The following is a 19,815-nucleotide window of genomic DNA, read 5'->3' on the forward strand; positions in this document are numbered from 1 at the left end:
AAGGCGCAGTTCGGTGTCCAAGGCGCAGTTCGGTGTCCAAGGCGCATCCAGTGGTTAAACAGCTGAAGGTGGACATCAGTGTCCACCTTCAGCTCCGTTCACCCCGGGATTACCGCAACGCTTATTCGGCACCGGTTTCGTCGTCGTCATCTTCACTGCCTGCGCCGGGTTCGTCGGAATCGGCGTCCGCGTCAGCCGGTTCCGTGGCCTCGTCTTCGTCCGCTTGAACGGACTCCTCCGTGACGTCCTCCACGGTTTCCTCCACCAAGGGCGTCTCATCCTCGGGACGGACACGCTTGGCCCATGGCACCCATTCCGGGGCCAGGATGGAATCCTCTGAGGGCAGCAGGCCCAGTTCGCTCACGGTCACGATCTTGGATCGTGAATTGCGGGTCACCACGGCATACCACTGCCAACCGCCATATCCGGCAAGCCTGGACTCAAACAGGTGGGTGACAACGCGGTCGCCCTCCGATTTGGCACCGAGGTGCGGCCCGACCTCACCGGGATTGGCAATGCCCTCGACGGCCTCGCGCGCAGTGTCGACGGCGGCAGCAAGGAACGCGTCCGGCTTCCCGGTGCGCCACACGGGCAAGCCGGCCCGTGACTTGTCCGCAACGGGCTTCCGCGCGGGGGCTTCCCCGTTGCCAGGAGCCTGGGCAGCGTCAGGACCGGCCGCGGGGCTTGCCTCGGCGTTCCTTCCGGCCTTTGTATCCTGTGCGGATTCCGATGTCATGGCCGGTCCTAGGCTTCCAGCTCGTCGGCAACCTTGCGCAGCGCCATGCTGATGGCTTTTGCCTTGTTGCCGTCAGGGTACTTGCCGGACGACAAAGAACCCGAGAGGTTGTCCAGTACCGTCACCAGGTCCTGCACCATTGGCGCGAGGTCCCGGGCGTTCATGCGCTTGGCCTTGGCGATGGACGGCGTCTTTTCCAGGACACGCAGCCCCAGCGCCTGCGCGCCGCGGCGGCCATCGGCCACGCCGAACTCCACGCGGGTTCCGGCCTTGAGCTCCGTTACGCCCGCGGGCAGGGACGTCTTGGGCAGGAATACTTCCTGGCCGTCTTCAGCCGCGAGGAATCCGAAGCCTTTTTCCTTGTCATACCACTTGACCTTGCCGGTAGGCACGTAATCAACCTTCTTCGTTCTTGCTTTTGGGAGACACGTCGGGCCAAACACCGCATCCGCAGGGTTCTGCGGGATCGAGGGTGACAGCCCGGTCCGTGTTGGTCTGTTCCTTCAAGGTTATCCTGCCTGGCCCGCTATTCCCGCTTTGCCGCGATCAGGGAGGACAGCAGCCGTACCCGAACAGCATCGAGGCAGCCGTAATGCATCCTGTTCCGGTGCTGCTGCTAGCGTTGGGGGCATGACTTCCCAGGGTTACCGCCGCCCCCTCATGATCATCGCCGCCGTGATCGCGGTAGCCTCCCTGGCCGCCGTCGGGGCCGTCATGGCGATCGCCTACAACGGTGGTGCGGCACCGGTTTGGGTCACCTACACAGCCCTTTATGGCTTGCCCGTGGCCTTCATGCTGGCGGTGGTCCTGGTATTGGACGCGGTTCGCCAGCGCCGCCGTCAGTAACCAGGTGAGCTGCCGGCAGGCACCAGCGGCCGCGGGGCGGTAACGTTGGATTGATGTCCCTTATACGCGCGCTCAGCAAGGAACTGGAAGCGCGCAGCGACAATTCGCTGCGGGCCTTGTTTGCTGCGCGACCGGACCTGATCTCCCCCATGGCGCCGGACTTTGCCGCCTTGGCTGCGAGGGCGAGTGCCCGTGTCAGTGTTCAGCGGGCCTTGGAACGCCTGAACAAGCCCGAAATGCAGGTCTTGGAGACACTGCATCTGTGTACCAACGCCGATACCGGGCACAGCATTTCCGCAGCAGGACTCAAGAAGGTCATTGCCGGCTCCACCCTGTCGGCGCTGGACCCCATCCTTGCCAAACTGCAGGAGCTGGCCCTCATCCACCGCGCCGATCCACCGGCCGGTTCGCCTGCCACCTCGTCCCGCCAGCGCTTCTACCTTCCAGTAGGCAGCCTCAAGGACGTCATCGGAATCTATCCGGCAGGTTTGGGCAGGAGTTATACGGAACTGGTCCGTCTGCAGCCCGCCTTTGCCCAGCGCGTGGTGCAATTGGTGGCCGAACTCCAGCAAAGCGGCGCTGGCATCCACCCTGCCAGCACTCCCATGGATGCAGCCCTCGCGCTCCAGCGTTGGACCTCCACACCGGAGAACCTGCGCGCGATCCTGGCGACGGCACCGGAGCGGACCGTGGGTCTGCTGGACAAGTTTGGCAGTTGGGCCATGGGCGCAGTACCCCAAGCACAGCGGCGGGCGTCCGTCACCCACGAAAGCCACGACGTCGGGCCCATCGACTGGCTGTTGGCCCGCGGCCTGCTTGTTCCCCTGGATGCCGGCCACGTGGAACTGCCCCACAGCGTGGGACTTGCCCTCCGTGGGGGTGCGATCGTGGATGACTTCACGCTCTCGCCGCCCGTTCCGGAGCTGGGCCACACCAGCGCTGCCTTGCGGCGGAACGCTGCGATGGGTGCCATAGCGGAGATCCTGCGACTGACCAGCGAGCTGCTGTTCGCTGTGCGGGAGCAGCCCCTGTCCACCCTCAGGAGCGGCGGTGTGGGCGTGCGCGAACTGCGGCGACTGGCCGAATCCGTCCGCATGGGCGTGCATGAAACAGCGGTCATCCTTGAACTGTGCGCAATGGCCGGGCTGCTGCGCCTGGACGTAGACAGCTCCACGTGGGTGCAGCCACCGTCGCTTGAATGGCTCAACCTTCCCCGGCAGGAGCAATGGCTCTGGCTGGTCAATGCCTGGCTGGCCAGCGAGCGTGCACCTTCACTGGTGGGACAACCACTCACGGGTCCGTCGTCGGCCGCGCATCAAGGAGCCGCCGGCACCACCATCAATGCGCTGTCCGCGGAAGCGCAGCGGCCTGACGCTCCTGTCGTCCGACGCCGGGTCCTTGAGATCCTGAACGAACTCACCGTAGAAGCCGCCGCACCGGACGGCAAAGCGCCCGTCCTGGATGCCAGGGCCGTCCTGCAACGGGCTGAATGGTCCCAGCCGCGAATGTCCCGCCGGTTCAGTTCCCTGGTCCGCGGCATCCTCGAGGAAGCCACGCTCCTTGGCTTGATGGGTTCCGGTGCCCTGACCCAATTGGGTTCGGCCATTGCCGAGGCCCAGCCCGAACACGCACTGACCATCCTCGGCGAGCATTTGCCGGCCGCGGTGAACCACATCCTCCTGCAGGCCGACCTGACAGCCGTCGCACCCGGATACCTTGCGCCGGAGCTGAGCGAGACGCTCCTGTTGATGGCCGACGCCGAGGGGCAGGGGCCGGCGTCGATCTACCGGTTTTCTGCCACCACCATCCGCAGGGCGCTCGACGCCGGACAGGATGCGGAATCGCTGTTGGCGTTCCTCCGGGAGCACTCGGCCACGGACGTGCCGCAACCACTGGCGTACCTCGTGCAGGACACGGCGTCGCGGCATGGACGCCTCCGGATCGGCACGAGTGCCAGCTTCATCCAAAGCGATGACGAAACGGCCATCACCGATCTCTTGAATGAGGCCCGTACGTCGGCTTTGAGCCTGGTGCGCATAGCTCCCACCGTCCTGACGTCGTCCGCGAGCCCCCGTGAAACGGCGCGCGTTCTGCGCGAGCTGGGACTTTCGCCCGCCGTGCAAGAGGCCGAGCCCGCCGTCGTGCGTTTCAAACGGACAACAGCGGTGCCCGGCAGCGCCCGCCCTGTGTACACGGCGCCACGGACGGCACCCCCGGACGACGACGTTGAGGCACAGTTGTCGGTCCTTCGCCAGCACCGCGGAGTTCGGTCCGAAGCGGCGGGCGAAGCGTCCACGCAGCTGGGCCTGGAGACCCTGCAAACGGCCATCCGGCTCAAACAGGCGGTCACCATGAACGTGGTGGACAGCCTGGGGAATGCCAACACGGAAACCGTTGTTCCTGTATCCGTATCCGGTGGACGAGTCAGGGTGTTCGATCCCGCCAAGGACACCGAACGGGTTTTGTCCATCCACCGGATCATCGATGTGGAGCCCGCAGGCGAACTGCGGTCATGAAAACCGCTCCGTTCCCAAGACCGCCGTTCCAAAAAAGCGCAGTGAGGATTCAACAGTGACCGACGGTCCGCTGATCGTACAAAGTGACAAGACCATCCTGCTGGAAGTCGACCACGAGCTCGCTACCGAGGCACGACACGCCATCGCGGCCTTCGCAGAGTTGGAACGCGCCCCCGAACACATGCACAGCTACCGGCTGACCCCGCTGGGACTCTGGAATGCCCGGGCTGCCGGGCTGGATGCGGAGCAGGTACTGGACACCTTGCTGAAGTACTCCCGCTTCCCGGTTCCGCATGCCTTGCTCATCGATATTGAAGAGACCATGTCCCGCTACGGCCGTCTGCGGCTGGAGAAAGACCCCCAACACGGGCTGGTGATGCGTACCGATGACTACCCCGTGCTGGAGGAAGTCATCCGTGCCAAGAAGATCGCTCCCCTGCTGGGTCCGCGGATCGATGGCGAAACCGTGGTGGTGCACTCCTCGCAGCGCGGCCAGCTGAAGCAGCTGCTCCTCAAATTGGGCTGGCCGGCGGAGGACCTGGCCGGCTACGTTGACGGGCAACCACACCTCATCATGCTGGACGAAAGCGGCTGGCAGCTGCGTCCCTACCAGAAGCTGGCCACGGAGAACTTCTGGGCCGGCGGCAGCGGCGTCGTCGTACTCCCCTGTGGTGCCGGCAAGACGCTGGTAGGTGCGGCAGCGATGGCGACGTCCTCCACCACCACGCTGATCCTGGTCACCAACACCGTCTCTGCACGGCAATGGAAGGACGAGCTCCTCAAGCGCACTTCCCTGACCGAGGACGAGATCGGTGAATACTCCGGAGCGGTCAAGGAAGTCCGCCCCGTGACCATCGCTACTTATCAGGTCCTCACCACAAAGCGTGGAGGGCTGTATCCCCACTTGGAACTCGTGGACGGCCACGATTGGGGACTCATCATCTACGACGAAGTCCACCTGCTGCCCGCCCCGATCTTCCGCATGACCGCCGACCTGCAAGCCCGGCGTCGTCTTGGCCTCACGGCAACCCTGGTGAGGGAGGACGGACGCGAAGGCGAGGTCTTCAGCCTGATCGGGCCCAAACGGTACGACGCACCGTGGAAGGACATCGAGGCCCAGGGCTACATCGCACCCGCCGACTGCGTGGAAGTCCGTGTGGACCTGCCCCGGGACGAACGCGTTGCCTATGCCATGGCCGACGACGCGGACAAGTACCGGCTCTGCGCTACCTCGGAAACAAAGACCAAGCTGGTGGAAGAGCTCGTTGCGGTCCACAAGGGCGAACAGTTACTGGTGATCGGCCAGTACATCGATCAGCTGGACGAGATCGCCGAGCGCCTGGATGCTCCCCTGATCAAAGGCGAAACCACCGTCAAAGCCCGCCAGAAGCTCTTCGATGCTTTCCGCAAGGGTGAGATCCACACGCTGGTGGTCTCCAAGGTGGCCAACTTCTCCATCGACCTTCCGGAAGCATCTGTAGCCATCCAGGTATCCGGCTCCTTCGGCTCACGCCAGGAAGAGGCCCAGCGGCTGGGACGGCTCCTGCGTCCGAAGCAGGACGGCCGTGCCGCCCGCTTCTACTCCCTGGTGGCCCGCGACACCCTTGACCAGGATTTCGCAGCCAAACGCCAGCGCTTCCTGGCCGAACAGGGCTACGCCTACCGGATCATGGATGCCAAGGACGTGGGCAAGGACGTGGGGCACGAACAGTAAAGCCGGCTGGGAAGCAATAAACCCTTGCTATTCATCTCCAGCGAATTTACGATTCCAAGTGAAGCTCTCCGCCCTTAACGGTTGCCCTTGGTCCAGGCATCCTGGCGGCCAGCCGTCGGCGGTGGGGGAAGCCCGCAGCCAGGGAGCCGGCGGTTTGAAGGCCTAGAAGAATCTGCGAATTTCCACCAGAGGATTCCCCCATGCGCAAAGCCCTCCTGGTCCTCTCCGCGATCGTCCTGCTGTCAGCACTCGCACAGTTGTTCTTCGCGGGATATTTCCACTTCCAAAACACCATCGAAGCCCAGCGTGAAGCGGGCGTCTTCCACGCGGCGAACGGACAGTACGTCCTCCGCTATTCAGCACTTCTGGCCGCCATCGTCGCTGCCATTGCCCGGGTTGGATCCCGGACAATCTGGCTGGCGGCAGGCATTTTCCTGCTGACGTGGCTCCAATTGTTCATCTTCATCATCGGCGGCATGCTGACTGGTTCCTCACCGGAATTCATCACACCGGCGGGCTCATGGGTTGTCTCGATCCACCCCATCGTCGGCGTATTGATGATTTTCATGTCCTACTGGCTCTTTAACCGCGCCAGGGCGGCAGCCCTCAACCCGCAGCCGCTGCCTCCCAAGGCCGCGTCCTCGGATGCTTCCACCTCGCCCACAACGGCCTGACTGCCGGCAGCTGTGAGCACCTCGCAGCTGCTCGCGGTGGACCTTGTGCTTGCCGTCCTCGCGGCCGGCGCATGGATCACCGCGGTCTGGTTGGCCGTCGCCTCAACGACGTCCAGTGCCGACCGCAATCCAGCCACGACCCGGGTAACCGGCCTGGCGCTGCTGTTGGTATGTGCCGCCGTCGTGCTGACGGCGGCGCGTTACGCCCTGCTTCCAGCTTTGGTGGCCGGCAGTTGGTGGTTTGCCAGCGAACGCACAACCATCAACCTGCCTCTGACCGCCATCCCCGCGGCTTGGGCCGCGATGGCCGGTGTTCCGTTCTTGCTGAGGAGACGGAACACCGGCTTCAAACCTGGCAAGCCGGGAGATTCGGCACGGTCCAGGGAGTGGGCAATACTGGCCATGGTCGCAGCCGCGGCGTCGGCCGTAGCGTCGCTGGCATTGACGTTCATCCTGGGCCCGTTCCCGGCTCCGTGGAGCATCGCGGTGCTCCTGTCCATGGTGGTGTTGGCGGTGCTCTTGGCCAAACTGGCGCTGTTCACGCCCGGACGCGCTGCCCGGACAGGACGCGGTGCTGTCCCGTCAGGAAGGCGTCCGACGGCGGTTGCCGCAGTCGCCGGACTCATGGCGTGTACCGCTTTAGGCTCCGGAGTCTTTGCCTGGCTTGGGAGCCGGTCCGCCGACGGCGCGGTGATCGCGGCCGCCGTCGGACATCACGACGGCGGCGAGGCCGCTGCTGTTGCGGACCCGACACCGGTAACCAGCCTGCTGGGTGAATCCCCTGCCGATGCCGTGGTCCGGCACTACGAACTGACGGCCCGGGTGGAACAGGTGACGTTGCCGTCCGGCCAGGGCACCGAGGCTTGGACGTTTGGCAGCCTTCCCGGCCCAGCCTTGGAAGCCCAGCTGGGTGAGGTGATGGAGGTGGTACTCAAGAACCGCGATGTGGCGGCCGGTGTCACCCTGCACTGGCACGGGTACGACGTCCCCAATGCCATGGACGGAGTGGCCGGAGCAACCCAGGACGCCGTGATGCCCGGGCAGTCCATGACTTATCGCTTTACTGCAGCACAGTCGGGTACCTACTGGTACCACACCCACCAGGATTCGGCCGAGGGGGTCCGCAAGGGCCTCTACGGCACATTCGTCGTGCACGACCCAACGTTGCCCCGTGCTGAAACGGACATCGTAGTGGCCGGTCACGACCTCAGCGGTCTGGGGTTGCTGGGCTCCTCAGACCGCAGCAGTGTGTACCCGGCCCCGCCAGGTACAAGCGTGAGGATGCGCCTCATCAATACCGATTCCCTGCCGCAGCGCTACCTTGTGGAGGGCACGACCTTCAAGGCCGTGGCGGTGGACGGAACCGAGGTGAATCAGCCCGAAGACGTGTCCGGCAAGGTGGTACGCCTCGGGGCCGGTGGACGGGTGGACATCTCTTTCACCATGCCGGACAAGGCCGTGGCCCTACGCTCAGATGCTGCTTCCAGCGCCGTTGTGCTGGTTGCTCCATCGGGTGCCCCCGGGGCCGGCGCGGCGGCGGCTCCGGTGGACGTCCCTGGGAAAGCTCCGCCGGGAGTCTTCAACACCACCCCTGCGCTGGACCTGCTGGAATATGGCAAACCGTTGGTCGGGACGAGGGCTGGTTCAGACGGCGCTGCCATCACCCGCGAAGAGATAATTGTCCTGGACCGGCAATTCCGATTTGTTAATGGCATTCCGCGCTACGCCTTTACAGTCAACGGTGCCGCTTACCCGTTGGTGCCATCCATGGACGTAGCGCTCGGGGACACCGTGAAAGTGACGGTGGTGAACCGCACCGCCGACCCGCATCCGATGCATCCCCACGGCCACCATGTCCAGGTGCTCAGCAGGAACGGCGTTGCGCCCAGTGGCTCGCCGCTCGTCCTGGACACCGTGGATGTCCTGCCAGGGGAAGTGTGGGAGTTGCTGCTCCACGCTGACAACCCCGGAATCTGGATGGACCACTGCCACAACCTGGATCATGCTGCCGAAGGAATGATGATGCTGCTGAAGTACCAGGGTGTGTCATCGCCGTTCGTCCACGGGGGCCATTCGCACAACCGGCCCGAGTAGCGTGGCCGGATGTGCTTGGTGCCTAGGCAACCATCCGGCTGGTGTGCTGGACCTTGACGTGGTCCACCACGGCCCAGCAATCCTCGTCGCGGAGCTGGGCACTGGCGAAGCGCTCGGCCGCCGCGAGGTCGTGGAAGTCCTCACGCCGGACCCGGCCCGTTTCGCTGTCCAGGTAGGTCACGTGAAACTCGATGTCTTCGGAGAGCTGACGGTGGTGGATGCTCACTGGTGCTGCTGTGTTTGCCATGATTTAAGTGTGGAACGGGGCACTGACATTATTGGAAGCATCCTTGGGCGTGTTCGGATTTAGCCGCTTTCAGGGTTTGGTGAGGTACCGGCCGGACACCTCACGCACCGTATCGCTCAGTACGTCCAGCACCCTGGAAGCTGTCTTCCATCGCTGCCAGTAAAGCGGCACATCGAAGGGCCTCTCCGGGGCCAGCTCAACAAGCCTGCCGTCGGCTATGTCCGGTCCACACTGGACTTCAGGGATCAAGCCCCACCCCAGGCCAAGCCGGATCGCGTCGCCGAAATCATGCGAGGCCGGCACGTAGTGCCGAGGCCCCCGCCGCTCAGGCACAGGATCTCCCGAGGCGTCGGGCCACGAGCGCACGAAGGCCCACTGGTAGGTATCCTTGCGGTCGAAATCCACTGTGGGCGCAGCGTTGAGTGCGGCCCGGTCCAAACCGTCCGGAAAATCCGGGAACCACCTCTCCAGGTAGCCCGGCGCTGCCACTGCGCGGTATCGCATGACGCCCAGGCTTTCCACGCGACACCCTTGCACGGGCTCAGGGGTTGCCGTCACGGCAGCCATCACAGTCCCGGACCGCAGCAACGACGTGGAGTGCTGCTCGTCGTCCCGGTGGAGGTCGAAAGTGACGTTGAGATCACCGGGCACGTGGGCAAGCGCCTGGAGGAACCACACAGCCAGCGAGTCCGCGTTGACCACGATCGGAACGGCACGTTGCGCACCGTCAGTGCCCAGCCCGAGCTCCCGGCCTGCGTCGGCCTCCAGTTGGGCTACCTGGCGGGCCAGCCGGAGAACCACTTCGCCTGCTTCGGTGGCCTGCGCAGGGTTGCTGCGTTGCAGCAGCACCCGACCCGCTGATTGTTCCAGCGACTTCAACCGCTGCGACACCGCAGAGGGGGTGATGTGAAGCAGGCGCGCTGCCGAATCCAGCGTCCCCTCGGAGAGGACTGTGGCGAAGGTCAGCAATTGCTCGGAGGGAAACTGTGGCATAAGGAGATCTTACGTGGCATCAGAATCATTAGCTGGCCTAAAGTTTGCTTCGACCGTAGTTTCAAAGAGTGACCTACACCGACTTCTTCCACTCCGCAGGCCTCGGCCTGGCCACAGGCCTGGCCCTCATCGTCGCCATTGGCGCACAGAACGCGTTCGTGCTGCGACAAGGCATCCGTGGCGAGCACATCCTTCCCGTCGTGGCCGTCTGCGCATTGTCCGACGCCGTGCTGATCGCTGCCGGTGTCCTCGGCACCGGCGCCCTGATTACGGCAGCCCCTGCCGCCGTCGTCGTACTCCGCTACATTGGCGCCACATTCCTGGTGACGTACGGATTGCTGGCCGCCCGGCGGGCACTGCGTCCGCAGTCGCTGACTGCCAGCGAGGGAGCAGCCCACGACGGCGGTGCGAAACGCGGCCTAGCAGCGGCCGTCACCACCGTCCTTGCACTGACCTGGCTCAACCCGCACGTCTACCTGGATATCGCCCTTCTGGGTTCGATCGCCAGCGCCCAGGGCACTCAGCTGCAGTGGTGGTTTGGGGCCGGCGCGATGCTGGGCAGCATCCTGTGGTTTTGCTCGCTGGGCTTTGGTGCCCGGTTTCTCCGTGGCTTCTTCGCCCGGCCGTTATCGTGGCGGTTCCTGGACGGCGGCATCGCCGTGACCATGGTGGCGCTGGGGGCCGGCCTCGCATTGGGTGCCTGAGCTGCGGTTCCCGGCAAGGTCGGACGACGCAACCCTGCCACGCAGTGCGCTCACATGCAGCGTCCAGAGAACTCCCAGTTTCTGGGAGCATCATGGATGTCATGAAAAAGAACGGCCCCGAAGCCAAGCTCCTTGTCGTCGATGACGAACCCAACATCCGCGAGCTGCTCTCCACGTCCCTGCGTTTTGCAGGTTTCGAGGTCGTTGCCGCGTCCAATGGTCGCGAAGCCCTCGCAGCAGCGGACCTCCATGCCCCCGACCTCGCCGTCCTGGACGTCATGCTCCCTGACATGGACGGCTTCACGGTAACGCGCCGCCTCCGTGCCGCGGGCAAGCACTTCCCCGTCTTGTTCCTCACGGCGAAGGATGACACCGAGGACAAAGTCACCGGCCTGACCGTCGGCGGCGACGACTATGTCACCAAACCCTTCAGCCTCGACGAAGTAGTGGCACGAATCCGGGCCGTCCTCCGCCGGACCCAGCCGCTGGAAGATGACGACGCCGTAATCCGCGTCGACGATCTTGAACTCGACGACGACGCCCACGAGGTCCGCCGCGGCGGAACCGTGATCGAGCTGTCCCCCACCGAATTCAAGCTCCTGCGCTACCTCATGCTGAACCCCAACCGGGTACTTTCCAAGGCCCAGATCCTGGACCACGTCTGGGAATACGACTTCAACGGTGACGCCTCGATCGTTGAGTCCTATATTTCCTACCTGCGCCGCAAAGTGGACATCGACCCCGATGCCGCTGCCCTGATCCAGACCAAGCGCGGCGTGGGCTACGTGCTGCGAACGGCAGAGAAGCGCTGACCTTGCTGCAACGCTGGAAATCGGCGTCCCTGCGGTCGCAGCTCGTCGCCATCATCATGGGCCTGCTCCTGCTGGCCCTGGCGGCGACGGGATCGGGCACGTTGACGCTCGTCAAGAGCTACCTGCAGGGCCAGGTGGACGACAAACTCAAAACAGCGGTCGCCCTGGCCCAACAGCAGGGTGGTTTCAACAATCTGTCCCGTCCGAACCCCACGGCGCCCAACGACTCCGCCGTGCCCACGGACTACTCGCTCACGCTGTATGTTCCCGGATTTGATCCTTACCAATTGGGCGGCAGCCAGACTGACCGTCCCGCGATTGCCGATATCAGCCTTGCTGAGGCGAAACAGCGCGGCAATACCCCGTTCCAGGTCAGGGGCACAGGCGGGACCGACTGGCGCGTAGTTGCCGTAGGGGTGGTGACCAATGATGGACAAAACGGCGTGGTCATCATCGGACTGCCGCTGACGCCAGTGGACAAGGTCATGGAACATGCCGTCCTGGTGGTGGTAGGCGTTGGCCTCTTGACCCTGGTGCTTGCCTTCTTCATCGCCACTTGGACCGTGGCCCGATCCTTCCGGCCCCTGGCCAAGGTGGAAAAGACGGCCGCGGCCATCGCAGCCGGTGACCTTTCCCGGCGTGTGGAAATCGACAATCCGCATACCGAAGTCGGACGGCTCGGCGGCTCCCTGAACGCCATGCTCGCGCACATTGAGGCCTCATTTGCGGCCCGCGCTGCTTCCGAGGGGCGGATGCGCCGCTTCGCAGCAGATGCTTCCCATGAACTGCGTACGCCCTTGGTGACCATCCGCGGCTTCTCTGAGCTCTACAGGCACGGCGCCCTGACCTCGCAGGAGGATGTGGCGATGGCGATGGGCAGGATCGAAAGCGAAGCCAAGCGCATGGGCTCCATGGTGGAGGACCTGTTGATGCTGGCCCGTCTGGACGAGCAGCGACCACTTCAGCTCAAGCCGGTGGACCTGCAACTCCTGGCCCACGATGCCATGGTGGACACCAAGGCCTCCTCCGGAGACCGGAGCATCACCCTTACAGGGCTCGACGGCGACTCCCCTTCCGCGGCTCCCGTCCACGGCGACGAAGCCAAACTTCGGCAGGTTATCGGCAACCTGGTGGGCAATGCCCTCAGGTACACGCCGGAAGGTAGCCCGATAGAACTCGCTGTGGGTGTCCGGACCACCCCCACCGGCTCAGTGTCGGTCGTGGAGATCCGCGATCACGGGCCCGGAATTCCGGAGACGGAAACCAACAAGATCTTCGAACGGTTCTACCGCGCGGATACTTCGCGGACCCGGGAAACCGGTGGCAGCGGACTCGGCCTTGCCATTGTTGCGGCGATTGTGGGCTCGCACAGCGGTACCGTGCGGGTTACGGAGACCGACGGCGGCGGCGCCACGTTGGTGGTCAGCCTTCCGTTCCGTGAAGAGCCCGCGGAGCTGGTTTCCCAGTAGCTCTGCCACCGGCCGACGCTGCTGCCCTACGGGCAGTATTTCCACATAGCGGTGTTGTCCACATAGCGGCGAAGCTGTGTTTCGCGGTTGCTGTGCCCTGCCTAGGCTCGATGTTGTGGCCCACGCATCCCGCCGCAGCCTGCGGAACATCTTCGTCGAAAGGCAATACCCATGAGCGTCATCTCCGTCGATACCGAGTTGCTTCAGCTCAAATCGGCCAATGTCAAAGGAACCGTTGACCGCATCAGTTCCGATGTGTTGGCCATGACCCGTGGCTTGGAGGAACTCCAGACCACGTGGCGGGGGTCCGCAGCCACCAACTTTCAGTCCCTCGTCGTGGAATGGTCCCTCACTCAGAGCAAGGTCGAAGCCTCGCTCGCATCCATCACCATGGCACTGTCTTCAGCCGCCACAAGCTATTCGGAAGTGGAACAGGGCAACACCCAACGCTTCACATACTAGGCTTCCCGCCCATTGAGCTCCTGCGGGGCCGGTTGTCTTCCCCCTGTGCATCCCGGCCCTGCAGGTCATTCATCCAGAGTCCTTGGTTCTCCGCAGTCCTTAGTTCTCCGCAGTCCTTAGTTCTCCACAGTGCTTAGTTCTCCACAGTCCCCTGGTGGAAGCGGAGCCGCCACTGACCGCGGTCCAGCATCCAGACAGAACTGCGAAGGGCGGACCCCGTATGGGCGAGGCTGCGGTAGTTCAGCAGGATGGTATTTTCGCTCAGACGGTCGGCGCTGAGAAGTTCGAGCTCCGTGGGTTCACCCGGGTCCTCTTCCAGCGCCATCATCATGGCGTCCCGGGTCCAAAAACGGCCCGAGCTGCCTATCTCCGCGAAATCCGGGTGGAGCAGCACGCCAATCCGGCCGATGTCAGCCCGAACGTCCGGCCGGAGCAACTCCCGTTCCAAGGCGAGAACAGTGTCTTCAGCGGAGAGCTCCTGGGCCGAAGCTCCTTCGAGTTCACTGAAAAGGTCGGGCTGGCCAAAGATTCCGGACTCCCCAAAGAGGGTCGGCTCGAAATGGGGCCGGGGGCTGCGTTCAAACTTGGGGGAAGCTTTCGCTGCGCTGCCCGTAGAGGAGGCAGCCGCACCCGCGGGAACGGGCTCTGACGCACGGGGCTGAGTCCCTGCCTGAGTTGCTGTCTGCGTCTTGGCCTGCGCGGGGGTCTCTACTTGCCCGTGGCCCTGCCCCAGCGCGCCAGGGAACCCGGGCCCGGCCCGGTGCGCCACACCCTGCTGGTAGGCCGTGGCTACGGCGCGTGCACGCTCATCAGCGGCCTCGTTGAGGTCATGCCCGGCGTGCCCTTTCACCCATTCGAACGTGTATTTGCGGCCAACGATCGCCTGATCGATGTCTTTGAGCAGGTCCACGTTCAACACGGGTTTGCCGTCGGCCTTGCGCCAGCCTTTGCGCTTCCATCCCGGCATCCACTTGGTGACGCAGTTGATGACGTACTGGCTGTCGCAAAGAATCAGCAGTTCTTCCTCCGGCACGTGCGCCGTGGACCGGAACAGGTCCAGGACGGCCATGAGTTCACCCTGGTTGTTGGTGCCGTGCGGCCAGCCTCCTGCGCGCCAACAGGAGTCATCAACGTACCAGGCCCAACCGGCCGGCCCAGGATTGCCGAGGGCGGACCCGTCAGCGGCAGCAATAATCGTCATGCGTTAATCCTGCCAGACCCCACCGACACTGAAACCGTGATAGGCAGCAAAAACGGCGGCCCCCACCAAAAGGTGAGGACCGCCGTCGTTTGCTCTAAAGCGTGATGCTGGGCGCTGTATCGCTACAGCAAGGAGGCTTAGAAGCCGCCCATGCCGCCCATGTCGTCGCCGCCGGCAGCCGGAGCGTTCTTCTCAGGCTTGTCGGCAACTACGGCCTCGGTGGTCAGGAAGAGACCAGCGATGGAAGCAGCGTTCTGGAGAGCCGAGCGGGTGACCTTTACGGGGTCGTTGACGCCGGCAGCCAGAAGGTCTTCGTAGACGCCCGTGGCAGCGTTCAGGCCGTGGCCGGAAGGCAGGCCGCGAACCTTGTCCACCACAACGCCCGGCTCGAGGCCGGCGTTGAAGGCGATCTGCTTCAGCGGAGCGTCGATGGCAACCTTGACGATGTTGGCGCCGGTTGCTTCGTCGCCCTGCAGGTTCAGGTTGGCGAATGCCTTGGCACCAGCCTGGATGAGGGCAACGCCACCACCGGCGACGATGCCTTCTTCAACAGCAGCCTTGGCGTTGCGGACTGCGTCCTCAATGCGGTGCTTGCGTTCCTTGAGCTCAACTTCGGTTGCGGCACCGGCCTTGATGACTGCAACGCCGCCGGCCAGCTTGGCCAGGCGTTCCTGCAGCTTCTCGCGGTCGTAGTCGGAGTCGGAGTTTTCGATCTCGGCGCGGATCTGGGCCACACGGCCTGCGATCTGCTCGGCGTCGCCGGCACCTTCAACGATGGTGGTCTCGTCCTTGGTGACAACAACCTTGCGGGCGGTGCCGAGGAGTTCAAGGCCAGCGTTCTCGAGCTTGAGGCCAACTTCTTCGGAGATGACCTGGCCACCGGTGAGGATGGCGATGTCGGCGAGCTGGGCCTTGCGGCGGTCACCGAAGCCCGGAGCCTTGACGGCAACGGACTTGAAGGTGCCACGGATCTTGTTGACGATCAGGGTGGCCAGGGCCTCGCCCTCGATGTCTTCGGCGATGATCAGCAGCGGCTTGTTCGACTGCATGACCTTCTCCAGAACCGTGACGAGTTCCTTCACGTTGGAGATCTTGGAGTTGACGATCAGGATGTACGGGTCTTCGAGGACCGTTTCCTGGCGCTCTGCGTCGGTGACGAAGTAAGCGGAGATGTAGCCCTTGTCGAAGCGCATACCCTCGGTGAGCTCGAGCTCCAGGCCGAAGGTGTTGGACTCCTCGACCGTGATAACGCCTTCCTTGCCCACCTTGTCCAGGGCTTCGGCGATCAGGCTGCCGATTTCCGGGTCACCGGCGGAGATGGAAGCCGTGGCTGCGATCTCTTCCTTGGTTTCGATTTCCTTGGCGGAGGCCAGCAGTTCGCTGATGACTGCCTCGACGGCCTTCTCGATGCCGCGCTTGAGGGACAGCGGGTCGGCGCCGGCAGCTACGTTGCGGAGGCCTTCCTTCACCAGTGCCTGGGCGAGGACGGTTGCAGTGGTAGTACCGTCGCCAGCGACGTCATCCGTCTTCTTGGCAACTTCCTTGACCAGTTCTGCACCGATCTTCTCGTAAGGGTCGTCCAGCTCGATCTCCTTGGCGATGGAAACACCATCGTTGGTGATCGTGGGGGCGCCCCACTTCTTTTCGAGGACGACGTTGCGTCCACGCGGGCCGAGGGTGACCTTGACGGCGTCTGCGAGGATGTTCAGGCCCCGCTCGAGGCCGCGGCGTGCCTCTTCATCAAATGCAATGATCTTGGCCATAACGGCGGTAGTCCTTTCGGGACAGTCGTTAAGAAGGTACCTGTCAGATGGGGTGCCCGCGACGGACGGTTCTTCGCTTGCGGCCTATGTATGCCCCGCGCTCCGAACCTCACCCCACCAAGGTGTTTCTTGATCCTCCAGTGGTCCATTCGCCGTCCACCACCGGGGTTACCCGGGCCGGACTTAGCAGTCGAACCATAGGAGTGCTAAATCAATAATTAGCACTCGACCGGGGAGAGTGCAAGCAGGGACGCCACTTTGCTCTACATACACAGGGGGTTTCAGCCAAGGGCTGACGGTGGCGTGCCGTGGGAGCTAAGCGACGCGGACACCTTCGGCCTGCGGGCCTTTCTGTCCCTCACCCAGTTCAAACTCAACCCGCTGGCCCTCTTCGAGGGCGCGGAAGCCATCCATCTGGATAGCGGACCAGTGTACAAAGACGTCGTCGCCGGATTCATCCACAGTGATGAAGCCGTAGCCTTTTTCGGCGTTGAACCATTTGACGGTTCCCAATGCCATGATGCCCACACTTTCGCAGTAGCCAAGACCGGTTGCCGGGATCTCCGTACCGGAATTAATCCACTGTAACCACAGTCACTATCCCCGCGCTCCCATGCAAGGCGCGGGGGTGACTTTTGTTATTGAGGCTTAACCGAGTTTGGGCATTCGGAGCCCATCCGGGCCAGTTGGGCTACTGGAAGCCAGGCCCTGCCACAACTACCAAGGGCTGCTGGACCTCGGGAGATTCAACGATCGACTGGATACCCAGCAGGGCGCCCAAAGCCTCGGCGTTCACCTTCTGCTCAGGTGCGTTGTAGAAGATCACGGACGTCTGCTGCGGCAGGCCGCCCCAGTTGCCCACAGTGCTGAGCGGCCATCCGTCGGCCTCCACCAGGCCAGCAACACGGCCAGCCAACCCAGCGGTGCCGGCGCCGTTGTAGACCGCGACCGGTGTGGCCTTGTCCACGGGAGCCGAGGACGGCGTCGCGGATGGGCTATCGGACGGGGTCGGTTCGCCGGATGTGGCCGGGGCGCTGCTGGATTCGCTTGGTGTCGCTGAAGACGAGGCGTCAGTCTGCTGAGGTGCCGGCGTCGAGGCGCTGGGCGCGGCGCCGGGTGCCACGACGCCGAGGTTCGGAAGGACCAGGAAGGCCACCAATCCGAGGACCAAGGCCACCGCCCCAACAGTCAGGACCGGCCACAACGTGGGGCGGGCGGTCTCCTGGGCGTCGCGATGTACACCCTGCCGGGATGTGTTCTGCGGAACCTGGTCGAATTCGTCCTTGGCATATTTGGTCATGGTGAAGCGTTGTCCTTGCTGGTTGCTGCTGACAGATCAGCCTGGCGATTTACGCGTCGGACCCCAAGCGACGTGCCGTCCGCGCACGCTGGCGGGACGTACGTAGTCTACGCAATCTCTTGACGAGCATGGGATCGTGGGCCAACGCGTCTTCGGTGTCAATCAACGCGTTCAGGATCTGGTAATAGTGTGTGGCCGAGAGATCGAACAGCTCACGGATGGCCTGTTCCTTGGCGCCGGCATACTTCCACCACTGCCGTTCCAGGGCCAGCATCTGCTGGTCCCGTTCGCTGAGCGGAGAGTCACTGCGTATCCCGGCCGCGAGGTCCTGGAGGTCAAAACCCGTTGCCTGCGGCGCCATCGGTTCCGGTGCTGGTTCTGCCACGGCACACTCCTTCGACGCTTGTTGGGGGAAAATGTCCTACCCCCATGTTACGGGCGAATAACAACACTGTCATTCGCCGGGCCGGGGCGGCGCGGGAGACAATGGCCTGGTGAATGGCGAGGACGCACTCTTTGATCTAGAACCAGCAGATGCGGGCGAGGCTGGCTTCGCCGAGCTGCCTGACCGCCCACTCGAAGAACTGATGGCCCCTGACTGGGCCGATGCGCTGCGCCCTGTCGAAGGCCATCTCCGCAGTGCGCTGGCTTTCGTAGCCACCCAAGCCACCAAAGGGACACAGGTCCTGCCTTCCGCCGAGAACCTTCTGCGGGCCTTCAAGCAACCGCTGGCCGACGTCAAAGTACTGATTCTGGGCCAGGACCCGTACCCCACCCCGGGACACGCCGTCGGGCTTTCCTTCGCAGTGTCGCGGCAAACGCGACCCATCCCGCGAAGCCTGGCCAGCATCTACCGGGAACTTCACGACGACCTCGGCCTGCCGCCACGGGTCCATGGCGACCTCAGCGCTTGGACGGACCAAGGCGTCCTCCTGCTGAACCGCGTTCTCAGCGTCGCAGCCGGCGATGCCGGTTCACATCGCGGCAAGGGCTGGGAGGCCATCACGACGGCGGCAGTTACCGCCGTCGCCAACCGTACGGACGGCGCGGGGCGCCAGAGTCCGCTGGTGGCGATCTTGTGGGGCAAGGACGCCGAGGGCGTGGTTCCGTTGCTGGGTGGGGCGCCGTCGATCGTATCGGTCCATCCGAGTCCGCTCTCGGCGTCGCGGGGTTTCTTCGGTTCCAAGCCCTTCAGCCGCACCAACGAACTGCTGGTGGGGCAGGGTGCGGATCCCATCGACTGGGAACTGCCCGTCCTGTAGCCCGTCCACCAACCCCGTCCCAAAGCAACGATCGGTGAGAGGGGATGCGCCCCAAAGCGACGATCGGTGAGAGAGCGCCGGGGTTGTAACGTTCGACTCATACCCAGCGGACGTCCAGCGGATTAGCTTAGGCTTACCTATATGACTGCCCTCCCCGTCGCATCGTCCGCCACACGCAAAACACGCCCGCAGGTCAACCTGACCGTCCTGCGCACCGAGCTCCTCTCACCGCATATGGTGCGGATCGTGGCAGGCGGGGCAGGATTCAGTGACTATGCGAACAACGAGTACGTGGATCGCTACGTCAAGATCGTCTTCCCTCAGCCGGGCGTCGATTATCAGTACCCGCTGGATTTGTGGGCCATCCGCGAAACCATGCCGCGCGATCAGTGGCCGCACACACGGACCTACACCATCCGATGGGTAGATTTGGAAGCCCAGGAGCTGGCCATCGACTTCGTCGTCCATGGCGATGAAGGGCTGGCAGGGCCCTGGGCGGCTGCGGCCGAACCCGGCGATTCGCTGATCTTCACTGGCCCGGGCGGCGCCTACAACCCTGCCCCGGACGCCGACTGGTACCTCTTCGCCGGCGATGACGCCGCGATTCCCGCCATTGCCGCCTGTGTGGAAACCCTTGCGGCGGACGCCCGGGGCACGGTCTACCTCGAGGTGGACAGCGAAGCAGACATCCTTCCGATCTCCGCACCGGCCGGCGTCGAACTGCACTGGCTGCTGCGCAGTGGAGTGCCTGCAGGGGCCAGCGACCTCCTGCTCGAGGCCCTGCGCAACACCGAGTGGATGGACGGCCGCGTGGACGTCTTCGCCCACGGCGAGCGTGGCTACATGAAAGGTCTCCGCGAGATCTTCTTCGCACAGCGCGGCTTGGAGCGTTCCCAGGTCTCGCTGTCGGGCTACTGGGCCCAGGGCCGGGTGGAGGAAGTCTTCCAGGCCGAGAAGAAGCTTCCCGTCGGCCAAATCTAGATACAGGCCAAATCCAGCTTTCGTTCTTAAAGCCGAACGGC

At 64.0% G+C, this 19,815-nt stretch carries 20 protein-coding genes; 11 read left to right on the forward strand and 9 right to left on the reverse strand.

From position 1 onward, the window contains the following. Nucleotides 1–121 precede the first annotated feature (121 nt). Both ACSSVG_RS05065 and ACSSVG_RS05070 read right to left on the reverse strand, forming a co-directional pair. Nucleotides 122–736, reverse strand: a complete 615-nt coding sequence (locus tag ACSSVG_RS05065) for a DUF3027 domain-containing protein (protein WP_231339608.1) — start codon at nucleotides 734–736, stop codon at nucleotides 122–124. Between the two features lie 8 nt (nucleotides 737–744). Further along, entirely contained in the window at nucleotides 745–1,128 is a 384-nt protein-coding gene (locus tag ACSSVG_RS05070; protein WP_011773749.1) for a cold-shock protein, read from the reverse strand. Between the two features lie 238 nt (nucleotides 1,129–1,366). Here ACSSVG_RS05070 and ACSSVG_RS05075 point away from each other — a divergent pair, with 238 nt between their 5' ends. The 5 genes from ACSSVG_RS05075 (at nucleotide 1,367) to ACSSVG_RS05095 (ending at nucleotide 8,580) form a co-directional block, all read left to right on the forward strand. Next, entirely contained in the window at nucleotides 1,367–1,582 is a 216-nt protein-coding gene (locus ACSSVG_RS05075; protein WP_231339609.1) for a hypothetical protein, read from the forward strand. Nucleotides 1,583–1,635: 53 nt separating this feature from the next. Beyond that, nucleotides 1,636–4,098 (forward strand): helicase-associated domain-containing protein, encoded by a 2,463-nt coding sequence (locus ACSSVG_RS05080; protein WP_492417666.1) that lies wholly within the window; start codon nucleotides 1,636–1,638, stop codon nucleotides 4,096–4,098. A gap of 55 nt (nucleotides 4,099–4,153) precedes the next feature. After that, nucleotides 4,154–5,812 carry a DNA repair helicase XPB gene (locus ACSSVG_RS05085; RefSeq protein WP_159703474.1) on the forward strand — a complete coding sequence of 553 codons (1,659 nt, stop codon included), beginning with the start codon at nucleotides 4,154–4,156 and terminating at the stop codon, nucleotides 5,810–5,812. A gap of 200 nt (nucleotides 5,813–6,012) precedes the next feature. Then, nucleotides 6,013–6,486 carry a hypothetical protein gene (locus ACSSVG_RS05090; protein WP_231339612.1) on the forward strand — a complete coding sequence of 158 codons (474 nt, stop codon included), beginning with the start codon at nucleotides 6,013–6,015 and terminating at the stop codon, nucleotides 6,484–6,486. Nucleotides 6,487–6,498: 12 nt separating this feature from the next. Continuing rightward, complete coding sequence (locus ACSSVG_RS05095; RefSeq protein ID WP_492417668.1) at nucleotides 6,499–8,580, forward strand: multicopper oxidase family protein; 2,082 nt, start codon at nucleotides 6,499–6,501, stop codon at nucleotides 8,578–8,580. A gap of 22 nt (nucleotides 8,581–8,602) precedes the next feature. On the opposite strand, the gene ACSSVG_RS05100 is transcribed toward ACSSVG_RS05095, so the two are convergent. After that, entirely contained in the window at nucleotides 8,603–8,827 is a 225-nt protein-coding gene (locus ACSSVG_RS05100) for a hypothetical protein (protein ID WP_231339614.1), read from the reverse strand. Nucleotides 8,828–8,896: 69 nt separating this feature from the next. Further along, nucleotides 8,897–9,820 (reverse strand): LysR family transcriptional regulator ArgP, encoded by a 924-nt coding sequence (locus tag ACSSVG_RS05105; protein WP_492417671.1) that lies wholly within the window; start codon nucleotides 9,818–9,820, stop codon nucleotides 8,897–8,899. A 68-nt stretch (nucleotides 9,821–9,888) separates the two neighbouring features. On the opposite strand from ACSSVG_RS05105, the gene ACSSVG_RS05110 reads away from it, so the two are divergent. The 4 genes from ACSSVG_RS05110 (at nucleotide 9,889) to ACSSVG_RS05125 (ending at nucleotide 13,267) form a co-directional block, all read left to right on the forward strand. Continuing rightward, a complete protein-coding gene (locus tag ACSSVG_RS05110) occupies nucleotides 9,889–10,524 on the forward strand; it encodes a LysE/ArgO family amino acid transporter (protein ID WP_492417673.1) in 636 nt (211 codons plus the stop codon). Nucleotides 10,525–10,625: 101 nt separating this feature from the next. Beyond that, complete coding sequence (locus tag ACSSVG_RS05115; protein ID WP_026543233.1) at nucleotides 10,626–11,336, forward strand: response regulator transcription factor; 711 nt, start codon at nucleotides 10,626–10,628, stop codon at nucleotides 11,334–11,336. Nucleotides 11,337–11,338: 2 nt separating this feature from the next. Beyond that, a complete protein-coding gene (locus ACSSVG_RS05120) occupies nucleotides 11,339–12,805 on the forward strand; it encodes a sensor histidine kinase (protein ID WP_492417675.1) in 1,467 nt (488 codons plus the stop codon). A 171-nt stretch (nucleotides 12,806–12,976) separates the two neighbouring features. Next, nucleotides 12,977–13,267: a WXG100 family type VII secretion target gene (locus ACSSVG_RS05125; protein ID WP_231339618.1), complete on the forward strand. Its 291-nt coding sequence runs from the start codon at nucleotides 12,977–12,979 to the stop codon at nucleotides 13,265–13,267. Nucleotides 13,268–13,400: 133 nt separating this feature from the next. On the opposite strand, the gene ACSSVG_RS05130 is transcribed toward ACSSVG_RS05125, so the two are convergent. The 5 genes from ACSSVG_RS05130 to ACSSVG_RS05150 form a co-directional block, all read right to left on the reverse strand. Beyond that, nucleotides 13,401–14,468, reverse strand: a complete 1,068-nt coding sequence (locus ACSSVG_RS05130; protein WP_492417677.1) for an RNase H family protein — start codon at nucleotides 14,466–14,468, stop codon at nucleotides 13,401–13,403. A gap of 137 nt (nucleotides 14,469–14,605) precedes the next feature. Beyond that, on the reverse strand, nucleotides 14,606–16,231 hold the full coding sequence (groL, locus tag ACSSVG_RS05135; protein ID WP_091465695.1) for a chaperonin GroEL: 1,626 nt from the start codon (nucleotides 16,229–16,231) through the stop codon (nucleotides 14,606–14,608). 315 nt (nucleotides 16,232–16,546) lie between these two features. After that, complete coding sequence (locus ACSSVG_RS05140) at nucleotides 16,547–16,750, reverse strand: cold-shock protein (protein ID WP_011773737.1); 204 nt, start codon at nucleotides 16,748–16,750, stop codon at nucleotides 16,547–16,549. Between the two features lie 172 nt (nucleotides 16,751–16,922). Further along, complete coding sequence (locus tag ACSSVG_RS05145; RefSeq protein ID WP_492417679.1) at nucleotides 16,923–17,531, reverse strand: LytR C-terminal domain-containing protein; 609 nt, start codon at nucleotides 17,529–17,531, stop codon at nucleotides 16,923–16,925. A gap of 49 nt (nucleotides 17,532–17,580) precedes the next feature. Further along, on the reverse strand, nucleotides 17,581–17,916 hold the full coding sequence (locus tag ACSSVG_RS05150) for a DUF3263 domain-containing protein (RefSeq protein WP_374110786.1): 336 nt from the start codon (nucleotides 17,914–17,916) through the stop codon (nucleotides 17,581–17,583). 106 nt (nucleotides 17,917–18,022) lie between these two features. On the opposite strand from ACSSVG_RS05150, the gene ACSSVG_RS05155 reads away from it, so the two are divergent. Further along, the gene (locus tag ACSSVG_RS05155; RefSeq protein ID WP_492419143.1) at nucleotides 18,023–18,793 is read left to right on the forward strand and encodes a uracil-DNA glycosylase; all 771 of its coding nucleotides are present in this window, start codon (nucleotides 18,023–18,025) and stop codon (nucleotides 18,791–18,793) included. 141 nt (nucleotides 18,794–18,934) lie between these two features. Then, the gene (locus ACSSVG_RS05160; protein WP_492417681.1) at nucleotides 18,935–19,774 is read left to right on the forward strand and encodes a siderophore-interacting protein; all 840 of its coding nucleotides are present in this window, start codon (nucleotides 18,935–18,937) and stop codon (nucleotides 19,772–19,774) included. Nucleotides 19,775–19,815: the final 41 nt, after the last annotated feature.

Source organism: Paenarthrobacter sp. E2MeOHC11 (assembly GCF_058744955.1).